This is a genomic window from Rodentibacter sp. Ppn85 (assembly GCF_001999335.1).
Taxonomy (GTDB): domain Bacteria; phylum Pseudomonadota; class Gammaproteobacteria; order Enterobacterales; family Pasteurellaceae; genus Rodentibacter.
In genome coordinates, this window is record NZ_MLHS01000001.1 from 1 (window position 1) to 9,755 (window position 9,755).

Genomic DNA, 9,755 nt, shown 5'->3' on the forward strand with positions numbered 1-9,755 from the left:
CTACGTCAGCCCCTAAAAATATTAAACAGACCACCAGCTATCTTTACACCGAAAATCAATATTTTCGTTTTCCACCGCTAGTGCGGGAATTTATCGCCCACTGGGAAAAACTGAAAAGCGGCGGACGGGCTGAAGGACCGATACACTGGTTTACCGTAACGAATTCTTCCGATGACGGTATCGGCAAGGGCACTTACACCACCAATGAAATGTTTAAATTATTGGGCAAACAAGATGTGATGCCGGGGGTGGCGAGAGCGATTAAACGTCAAGAATTGGAACTGGAATTAGGTAATCGCAAAGTCATTCGGCCGGTTTTGTATAATAGGGTAAGACAAATGCCTACTCCTGAGGGAAAAGCTGCGGCACAGGCGGAATATCAAGCCAACGAACAAGCAATTCAACGTCTTGAAAAAGAGCTTGCCGATATCAAAGCTAAACAGCGAGAGGCGGAGAAAAAACAAGGGCAACAGAACGCCAAAAACCAAAACAACCCAAACAGCCAAGCGGCAAATCCCATTGAAAATCAGGAATTAAGCCAAGAAGAGAGTAATCTCACCAAGGAATTAGGCTATGAAATCAGCGATACGCCGGGCATTAAAGCGCATATTTGCACCTTAATGCCAAAAGATGAACAGGGCAACTACGTACATAGTTACAAAGACAGCAAAGGCAACGAGATACCGGCGGAAGTCTATGTACATTCCAAGGTCACTATTATGGACGATGTGTTTACTGTCATCAGCTCAGCCAATCTGAACACGCGGAGTATGCAGGTGGATACGGAGCTAGGGATTATTATGGAATGCGGCGAAGTGGCGGAAGGGTTACGCAAACGCTTATGGGATTTACACACCAATAAAAACGGCGCAGCCAATCCGGATAATCTGCATGATTATGCGGTGGCGGTGGATATTTTTGATGTTTGGCAACAGTTAATTAAGGCAAATAAAGATGCCCAAAAAGACGGGACGTATCCTGAATGTGCATTGCGGGAATTTTATCGTGCGGATCCAACAATGAGCAAGAGTGACTAATGATGAGAGTCTTAACCTATATAATTCTAGCCCTTGTGGCATTAGTCGGGATTGGTATTGGCATAGTCGATCATTTTATATCCGACACCCATCTCACATTTGGCGGAGCGCCGGGGAATCCGCGTTCAAAAGGTATTACACAAGAAGAGAAACAAAAAATGAATCAGAATACAATGGAACAATTACAGGCAAGTCTAGCGTTCGTTTGCAAACACGAAGAAAAACCCGAGCTCTCGGCGGAAACCCAACAACTGTATAACTATGCGTTGTACCACGACCTGCACAATATGTGGACAGGCAAACGGGGCGATACGGTATGGAACGGCTTGGCGAGATATTACCGCATAGCTGCGATGAACGGCGATTATAAAGCCAATATTCGTTTGCAATATCTACTCAAAAGCGGACGTATCAGTTCCGATATGCCGCAAACGGAGGTGCATAATCTCAATGAAGAGTTAGCAAAACAACTACCTGCCACCGCTTATTACAATCTGTACGGTTATTTAGATGTAGGATATGGGGTACGTACCGAAAAAGACGGTCAATATGCTTACTTAAGAAAGGCGGCGGATTTAGGCAGTCGGGAAGCACTGTATGTTGTGGCGAATATGTTAGGCGATATTAATGATGAAGAAACCTTGCAAATGCGTTTGAAATTGATAGAACAGTTACTTTCTTGTGCCTCTGAACAAGGGTTAGGGAAAGCTTCGGATTCCTTAGGGATAGGATTTCAGTTGGATAAAGAATATCAAAAAGCTTTAGATGTGTTTCATCAAGGTGTAAAGAATGGTAGTGAACTTTCTGCTAATGTTTTAGCAAGAGTATTTAATAATAGTAAAGAAGAAAAATACTTAGATAATTTAAGTCTTAAAGAGGATAGTGAACGATCTCGTCGCTATAAAATTATCGGCGATTATCTTTATGATAAAGACTACCTCCAACCCAAAGTTCCCGATCTTGACGATATTGTGCCGTTACCGCCAGCTCCCTTGCCGGAATGGGACGGCAAAATTGCCTTTCAGCGTTGGTATGAAGGCGATGCCCCGCCAAAACCGAGTGAGGCACTAATGATGAAACTGGCAAATCAGGCTGGGGTTCGAGTGGATAACGGATTAGATTTAGAAACGGGCTTGCCGAAGAAACCGAAAAAATAATGGAAAAGTTAACCGCACTTTTAGGCTGAATGGTTTAAAAGTGCGGTTGTTTTTTAGTGCGTTTTATAAGGATATTGTCTATTTTTGCCTTGTGATTTTTCGGAGTGATAAATGATAGCACGTATTTTTAAATGGTTAGTGATTGGTGTAATCGCCCTTATTGTTGTCGCGATTTGGGCAGGCACTCGTTTCTTTAACGGGATTGATTTGGGTGGTGCGGGGCATTCACCTTCAAGCAATTTTATTGAAGATTATATAAATAAATATCAAGCGAGAAAAACCAAGATGGAAAAAATGGAACAATTACAGGCAAGTTTGGAATTTGTTTGCAAACACGAAGAAAAACCCGAACTCTCGGTAGAAACTCAACAACTGTATAACTCTATGCGTTGTATCACGACCTGCACAATATGTGGACGGGCAAACGGGGCGATGCGGTATGGAACGGCTTGGCACGTTATTATCGTATTGCAGCACTAAACGGCGATTATAAAGCCAACGTGCGGTTGCAATATCTGTTACAAAGTGGACGGATTAGCAGCGATATGCCGCAAACGGAAGTGCATAATCTCAATGAAGAGTTGGCAAAACAGTTACCCGCTACCGCTTATTACAATTTGTATGGCTATTTAGATATAGGATATGGTGTACGCACTGAAAAAGACGGTCAATATGCTTACTTAAGAAAGGCGGCGGATTTAGGCAGTCGTGAGGCGCAGTATGTTGTGGCGGATATACTAGGTAAAATTAACGATGACGATACATTAGAAATGCGTATAAAACTGATTAATCAACTCCGAGCTTGTGCTTCGGAACAAGGATTAGGCGATGCTTCCGATATGTTGGGTATTCGACTACAAAGAAAGAATATCAACAGGCATTGGAAGTATTTCATCAAGGGACAAAGAATGGTAGCGATTCTTCAGCTCGTCGCTTAAGTAAGGCTTTTTAAGGTCAATATAAAAAAGATGATATGTATTTTTTAAATTTATCAGAGGATTCGGAGCGTGCTAGACGTTATGACATGATTTGGAAATATTTAGCCTATAAAGACTACCTCCAACCCAAAGTTCCTGATCTCGACGATATTGTGCCGTTACCTCCAGCCCCTTGCCCGAGTGGGACGGCAAAATTGCCTTTCAGCGTTGGTATGAAGGCGACGCCCCGCCAAGACCGAGTGAGGCATTAATGATGAAACTGGCAAATCAGGCAGGTGTTCGAGTGGATAACGGGTTAGATTTAGAAACAGGTTTGCCGAAGAAACCGAAAAAATAATGGAAAATGAACCGCACTTTTAGGCTGAACAATTTAAAAGTGCGGTTGTTTTTTGGTATGTTTTATAGGAGATATTTTCTATTTTTGCCTTGTGATTTTCCAGGGTGATGAGTGATAGCGCGTATTTTAAAATGGATAGTGATTGGCGTAATTGCCCTTAATCGCACCTCTCGGCAGTCCCCTATCTCTGCAAAGGTTTCGTCGTTATTTGCTTCTGTACTTGTACATTGTTGAATTTCCCCTACAGCTTCCCCAGTTGCTAGGCGGACGGTATAGAGAAACGATCGTTTACCAAAAGGGAATAATTCTGTTGTTTTAGCTTACAGTTTTAAGCTGTCGGTCGCCCCGCCCTACTCAAAATAAAGTCTATTTCAAATAGGATTAAGCTATGAAAAATTTACCAATCAATACTTCTACTGGTTCTCTTCAAAATCAATCCGTTGAACTTATCAATGTACGTGAGCTTCATGAGCACTTAAAAATTAAAACCAAATTCCAAGATTGGATCAATCGCTGTTTATTAAATGGTTATTTTCGTGAAGATGTTGATTTTTTTTAACATTCTCAAATTTGAGAACGTTAAAACCGGTCTATGGGGTAGCCGTGAAGTAGAGATCAAAGACTATTACCTCACTTTCGACATTGCCAAGTATTTATGCTTAATGGAAAACAGCGAAATCGGTTATTAAATCCGTTAGTAGTTTATTGATAATAATAAAGCAAGGGCAGAATTTCCCTGCTTAAAACAGCAACTCATGGCTATTCCAGCTTTTCTACGCAAAACCCGAATGAAATCACCCGACTACAGAAACAAGCGCAACAAGCCTTATTTGCCGTTTATCTGGAATGTAAAAATTATCCTTTATAGGGAAATGGGCTTAGAAAATAGTGAAATCGGCAAATTATTAGACTTGGGTAAAAAAGCCCTAGAGCTACGATTACGCAAGTTGTTTGATTTAGGTTTGCTACAACATCGCCAAACTTCCCATAAATTAGCGTTATTTTCATAGGGGGTAAAATGAGTATCCTTGAAATACAAACCAAATTGATGATATACACAGTGATTTAGGCGGTTTGCAATGTGTTCATCACTTATTGGAAATCACCGCAAACAGCCATGACACCTTTAGTTATCAGCAATTATAGAGGAATGGAATGATAAAAATTCCTATAGTATGCAAGTTTTCGAGAGAGCAAGAGATGAATTTAAAAAGAATTATCTGGAGTGTAAGGATATTGTAAAACATACTCCAGATAAGAAAAATTATGAAGAAGAGCTTATTATTCTAGGTTTAGATTAAGTAAAGAAAAAAACAAGGGAGATCTTGGGATTTTTGTATACATAAACTCGCATAATTATGCACAAAGGTGAAATATATACTCTTATTTGCCTTTATTTGATTTTTTAAATGCTCGTTTATGCAAAATAAAACGCCATTTGAGCAAGAAAAATTTTAAGGCCGGTTCGGATCCAAACTTTCCTAATTTATGCCTTAGAGAGCGAATGAGAGGCTTTTTTGATAGATTTTAAAGATCCTTGTTGATCTTATTATCGATCCTATCTATAATGAGAACCCTATATTTAGGGGTTACGTGTTTTTATAACCACTAGATATGGAAAAACCCAATCAGCGCCAACTGATCGGGTCTTCTAAAGAGCGGTATCACATTCTCACGACTAATGACCATGTGATGCCAAAGCAACAACTTACCTCTAAAAATAAAAAAGCAAGTGGTTTTCTGTGTAAACACGGAGCAATCATACCTTTTTGCTTTCCGTTTTTAAAGGAAAAATTTACAAAAAGGTGAAAAAAATGCCTTTAACGAGTATTAATGTCCCTCAAGCGGACGATCTTAATAAAGTCCTTGCTGTTGTTAAATGTAAATATCAACATGGCTTTCTCTCCCCTTCCTTATTTAATTTGACTAAGCGACAAGTCGACTATTACGCACACAGCGCAAGAATACTTGGTTTTTTGGATAGAAATCTGAATTTAACGCAAAGCGGGATTAATCTTGCGACGACTTCTATGCCAATGCAATTAATGGCTTTAGCATTTAGAAATTCTGATGTGTACCAAGAATGGGAAAGTTGGTCGTTAAGCTCAGGTAAAACTATGCAAGGTCATGCTAATCAATTTTTAACAGATTACTTTTCAACCGCTAATATTCCAAGAAATCAGCGATTGTCTAATAATCAACAGGGAACTGGCACCATTTCACGTCGTGCGAAAACCCTTGAAGATTGGTATGTAAGACTTTGCTAACTTTTTATCATAGCCAAACAAAGTTTGGCTATAAAAACCATACGCATAGCGTATGGAATCAAAAAGCTTAAGCGGTGAGCAAAAAAATCCTCCTATAATGAATAAGGCTGACAACCAAAATTCAACATATAGGAGAATAAGTCATGGCAAGTAAATCCAATGACGATTCAAGTCTATCACACACAAGATGGAACTGTAAGTACCATATAGTCTTTATCCCGAAGTATCGAAGAAAGGCAATTTATGGAAAATTGCGAGTAGATATTGGAGGAATATTAAGGCAGTTGTGTAGTTATAAAGAAGTTGAAATTCTGGAAGCTCATGCAATGAAAGAGCATATTCATATGTTCTTGACTATCCCCCCTAAATTGTCAATTAAGAAAAGCGGCAGATTTAGGAAACTGGGAGACGCAGTGTGTTGTTGGGGATATACTAACGGATATTAATGATGAAGATACAAGACCGCTTCGTTTAAAAATTTATGAACAATAATTGTCTTGTTCATCTGAACAAGGGGTAGTCAATGTTTCCGATGTGTTTGTGCTTCGATTGGAAAGAATATCAATAGGCATTGGAAGTATTTCATCAAGATGTAAAAAATGGTATACAGCAAAAACACTGATAACTTTAACAAAGATAGACACTTCCCAACATTTAAATTTGTCAACCATACTTCCAACTTTATAGCCAATTTTTTCTGAAAAGGTCATTTTAGCCTCCTAGATAAATAATGAGTTTTATATATTGCGCTCTTCTCGCTAATTTTGAATAACGAGATTAGGAAGCATTTTAAAGGCGTTGTAGCTAGTTATTAACGTGCAATTTTCTGAAACAGCGTGCGCAGCGATCATCAGGTCTAAGGCTCCCATTACAAAACCTTGATTTTCCATCTTAGCCCGTAATTTACCGTAACATTGTGCGACACCATAATGCCAATCATAAATGGTTATAACCTCTAAAAATGGGTACATCACTTGGTTTAATTTGGTACTTTGTCGTTTTTCCAATCCATAAATGATCTCTGCTGCCGTAATTCCCGAAATACAAATACTTTCCAGAGAAAGAGACTTAAGCTGTCTAATCACATTGGGCTCTTTGCGTACAATATCATTTACCGTATTGGTATCAAGCATATATATCATAGGTTGATTCCCTCAAAGGGATCTCGAGCAGATAATTCTTGGAGACGCTCTTCAGGCGTTAAAAAATCAACTGTATCAAGGTTATCTAACGCAGACCACATTTTATCCCAAGAAGATTGTTGTTGTGCGCGCATTGATAAAACGACATCACCATTTGCTTCTTTGCGGATATAAATTTGTTTCGCATTAAATTCAAAATCAACAGGTAATCTGACCGCTTGGCTTTGTCCGATTTAAAAAAGATCCACAACTCTTTCCATCTTTCTGCCTCTAATTGTTCTAAATGTAATGTGCTCTAACATAGGCTTTATTTGTTCGTAAAGCAATTTTTTAAGAAAAGAAATTTAATTGGGTATATTGCATAAACACTTTCATTTCTTCTGTGATTAAATACTGATATTTTTCCAAGTTTGGGTAATGCTCAATGGTTTGGGCAAGATGCCGACAATTCAGGCTTATTACTTGTGTGATACAAGATTTAAGTACCGGGTTGGTTGTTTTTTCCAATCGGCTTCGCAGTATTTCAATCAATCGATATTGTGAAATCAGCCTTGTTTCTGTTATTGGTTGGGTCATTGCACTATTTGGGCGACTACGATAGACAACCAAAGGTGAACTAACTTCCAACACGTTTTCTTCTAAAGAGAATAAGTCGACGTTAAATAATGTATCTTCGCCGAATGGTAATGTGGTATCGAAGATGATCTGATTTTCCAAGAGTACCGTACGTCGAATCATAAAACAGGCAATCTGAATAAACCAGTTATCCGGTAATGCAGTTGTAAAACAGTTAATTAATGAGGAAATATAGCCGGTTTGTGGACTGACTTCTTCAAAGATAGATTTGCATAAGAATAATTGGCGATCAAACCGTTTTCGGTAAGTGCCTTTTACAACAGGAACTTGGTAGGTTTGAGCGAGTTCATACAGTGCTTGAAAACCCGCATTATCATCTAAGTAATCATCCGGATCTAAGAAAACGACATATTCCCCTTGGGCCAAACGTAAACCGGCATTTCTAGCGGCGCTTACTCCTTTATTTTGGCTATGAATAACCTGAATAAACGAATATTGGTTTGCATACTGTAAGGCAATTGCCAAGCTATTATCCGTTGAGCCGTCATTAACTAAGATAATTTCTTTTGAAACCGCTTGTTTCAAAATGCTTTCAATTGCCTCCGCGAGATAATCCTTTACGTTATAGATAGGTAAAATAAAACTGATAGGAATATTGTCTGACATCTCTGCTGTTCCGGTGTATTTAATTCTCTAAATCTTAAAGTGAGTTTCTTGTTGTCGTTGTGATTGAGGGTATTCAAAATTTAATTTTTACCCACAACAAGGATATTTTATGAACAAAAATTTTAAAGTATTAAAGCGAAACGAGCAATGAGAACGTCGAGCCTTAAAAGTATTTCCCAAAATGGTACGGGAGATAAAACAGTCTGGACGGATTTTATAGCTAAGTGAAATTTATCAACCTATGAGGAGATTATTCAAGACTATATCAATCGGCAAGGGCTATTTGATAGTAATCAAGATAGCTTAGGTATAAGTTGTGATGAAAGATTTGATTATATTGGAGGAACCCCGTTAGTTGGAAATATAATGAGTTATGAGCGCAATAATAATCTGCGATTTAGTGCAATATCTCTTGCTTCCTGATGTTCTTTAGCGTAGACCTTGTTCTAAGCCAACTCTGCGACAGTTACGCCAACTTTTTTATTCCTGTTTACTAATAAAAATTGAAAACTGACGATTTATGAGTGATGCCTTTCTCCATTTACCTCTCCGATGATTTTCTTGTTAAGAAATTGACATTGTAACCTGTTTTTTATTGCTTATATCTTAATTATAATTTTTTACCTGAGAAAAAAATTTACTTTTTTATTAAAAAGGGCTTGTTTTTTTTTTTTTTTTTTTACAATAAGGAAGTTTTAGCTTTGAAATGAAAAGTAAAAGCTGAAATACAGGCTCTTTCAAAAGAGTTTAGATTAGTAAATTTATTTTAGGAGAATTTTTAAATGTTAAGTCAATTAACAACTAAAGCATATATTTCAGTAACCGAAGCATTCCGTAATTTTAGAAAAGATGAACGTGGTGTAACCGCAATCGAATACGGTTTAATTGCCGTTGCTGTAGCCGTGTTAATCGTAGCAGTGTTCTATAATGACAATGGTTTTATTCAACAATTAAAAGCTAAATTTGAGTCTTTAACGACAACAATTAAAGACGCTAATATTCAGAAACAATAATCGCCTTTATAAAATTTAATAAAGGAGAAAATATGGAGGTCGGTTATTTATTAAATCTATTAACCGCTCTCCATATTGTCATAATAATATGAATTATAAACTTTTTACTTCAACCTTCCTTTATCTAAAAAAATTTAAGCTTGATAAAAAAGGTATTACGTCAATTGAGTATGGTCTTGTCGGGTTCGCTGTTGCCGTTTTTTTCGTTGCAATTTTAGGACAAGAAGGATTTCTTTTTGAACTAGGTGAAAAATTTAGATTTTTAACTCAGTCTGTTTCTGATTCGGTGTTAAGTAAAGGCTAATTCTATGAAAGAATGTATCATTCTTCTTCTGAATTTTTTCATAATTCTGTTATTAATTAATCTGTCATGGACAGATATTCGTGTAAGAGTTATTAGTAATAGAGTCGTTACATTATTATTAGTCGTTATTTTGATATTTACTTATTTAAAATACGATACGGTTTTTATTTTTCCTGCATTGGTTTCTCTGTCTGTCGGTTTTATTTTATTTACACTAAAAGTTATTGGTGCCGGAGATATTAAGTTAATTAGTGTATTAATGTTAGCTATACCAAGTTTTCAAATAATGTCTTTTCTCTTCTTTACTACCTTTTCAGG

Annotated in this window: 13 protein-coding genes and 2 pseudogenes; 11 read left to right on the top strand and 4 right to left on the bottom strand. The window is 37.5% G+C overall.

Features of this window, described 5'->3' with window-relative positions:
• Window positions 1-20 precede the first annotated feature (20 nt).
• The 9 genes and pseudogenes from BKL51_RS00005 to tnpA form a co-directional block, all read left to right on the top strand.
• Window positions 21-1,037, top strand: coding sequence for a phospholipase D-like domain-containing protein (locus BKL51_RS00005; protein WP_077464735.1), 1,017 nt, complete (start codon window positions 21-23; stop codon window positions 1,035-1,037).
• A gap of 2 nt (window positions 1,038-1,039) precedes the next feature.
• Window positions 1,040-2,194, top strand: coding sequence for a DUF6396 domain-containing protein (locus tag BKL51_RS00010; RefSeq protein WP_143530462.1), 1,155 nt, complete (start codon window positions 1,040-1,042; stop codon window positions 2,192-2,194).
• A 111-nt stretch (window positions 2,195-2,305) separates the two neighbouring features.
• On the top strand, window positions 2,306-2,674 hold the full coding sequence (locus tag BKL51_RS12290; protein ID WP_369801892.1) for a hypothetical protein: 369 nt from the start codon (window positions 2,306-2,308) through the stop codon (window positions 2,672-2,674).
• Window positions 2,605-3,132 carry a hypothetical protein gene (locus BKL51_RS12295; protein WP_369801893.1) on the top strand — a complete coding sequence of 176 codons (528 nt, stop codon included), beginning with the start codon at window positions 2,605-2,607 and terminating at the stop codon, window positions 3,130-3,132. Before BKL51_RS12290 ends, BKL51_RS12295 begins: the two co-directional genes overlap by 70 nt.
• Window positions 3,133-3,167: 35 nt before the next feature.
• Window positions 3,168-3,469, top strand: a pseudogene (locus BKL51_RS12300) (DUF6396 domain-containing protein).
• Between the two features lie 388 nt (window positions 3,470-3,857).
• Window positions 3,858-4,028, top strand: a complete 171-nt coding sequence (locus tag BKL51_RS12240) for an antA/AntB antirepressor family protein (RefSeq protein WP_143530457.1) — start codon at window positions 3,858-3,860, stop codon at window positions 4,026-4,028.
• Between the two features lie 196 nt (window positions 4,029-4,224).
• Window positions 4,225-4,479: a hypothetical protein gene (locus BKL51_RS11715; protein WP_143530460.1), complete on the top strand. Its 255-nt coding sequence runs from the start codon at window positions 4,225-4,227 to the stop codon at window positions 4,477-4,479.
• 804 nt (window positions 4,480-5,283) lie between these two features.
• Window positions 5,284-5,736 carry a hypothetical protein gene (locus BKL51_RS00030; protein ID WP_077464729.1) on the top strand — a complete coding sequence of 151 codons (453 nt, stop codon included), beginning with the start codon at window positions 5,284-5,286 and terminating at the stop codon, window positions 5,734-5,736.
• Window positions 5,737-5,879: 143 nt separating this feature from the next.
• Window positions 5,880-6,113 (top strand): annotated as a pseudogene (gene tnpA / locus BKL51_RS00035) (IS200/IS605 family transposase); the annotation flags it as partial.
• A 102-nt stretch (window positions 6,114-6,215) separates the two neighbouring features.
• Here tnpA and BKL51_RS00040 read toward each other — a convergent pair.
• From BKL51_RS00040 to BKL51_RS00055, 4 genes are all read right to left on the bottom strand, one after another.
• On the bottom strand, window positions 6,216-6,446 hold the full coding sequence (locus tag BKL51_RS00040; RefSeq protein WP_077464730.1) for a hypothetical protein: 231 nt from the start codon (window positions 6,444-6,446) through the stop codon (window positions 6,216-6,218).
• Between the two features lie 48 nt (window positions 6,447-6,494).
• Window positions 6,495-6,878: a type II toxin-antitoxin system VapC family toxin gene (locus BKL51_RS00045; RefSeq protein WP_369801894.1), complete on the bottom strand. Its 384-nt coding sequence runs from the start codon at window positions 6,876-6,878 to the stop codon at window positions 6,495-6,497.
• On the bottom strand, window positions 6,875-7,012 hold the full coding sequence (locus BKL51_RS12005; RefSeq protein WP_233127061.1) for a hypothetical protein: 138 nt from the start codon (window positions 7,010-7,012) through the stop codon (window positions 6,875-6,877). The genes BKL51_RS00045 and BKL51_RS12005 overlap by 4 nt, the downstream gene beginning before the upstream one ends.
• A 196-nt stretch (window positions 7,013-7,208) precedes the next feature.
• Window positions 7,209-8,120, bottom strand: coding sequence for a glycosyltransferase family 2 protein (locus tag BKL51_RS00055; protein WP_077464731.1), 912 nt, complete (start codon window positions 8,118-8,120; stop codon window positions 7,209-7,211).
• 782 nt (window positions 8,121-8,902) lie between these two features.
• Between BKL51_RS00055 and BKL51_RS00060 the strand changes: the two genes are divergently transcribed.
• A complete protein-coding gene (locus BKL51_RS00060) occupies window positions 8,903-9,133 on the top strand; it encodes a Flp family type IVb pilin (protein WP_059368117.1) in 231 nt (76 codons plus the stop codon).
• Window positions 9,134-9,441: 308 nt separating this feature from the next.
• Window positions 9,442-9,755: prepilin peptidase (locus tag BKL51_RS00070; protein ID WP_077464733.1), on the top strand; the 314-nt coding region annotated here is incomplete at its 3' end.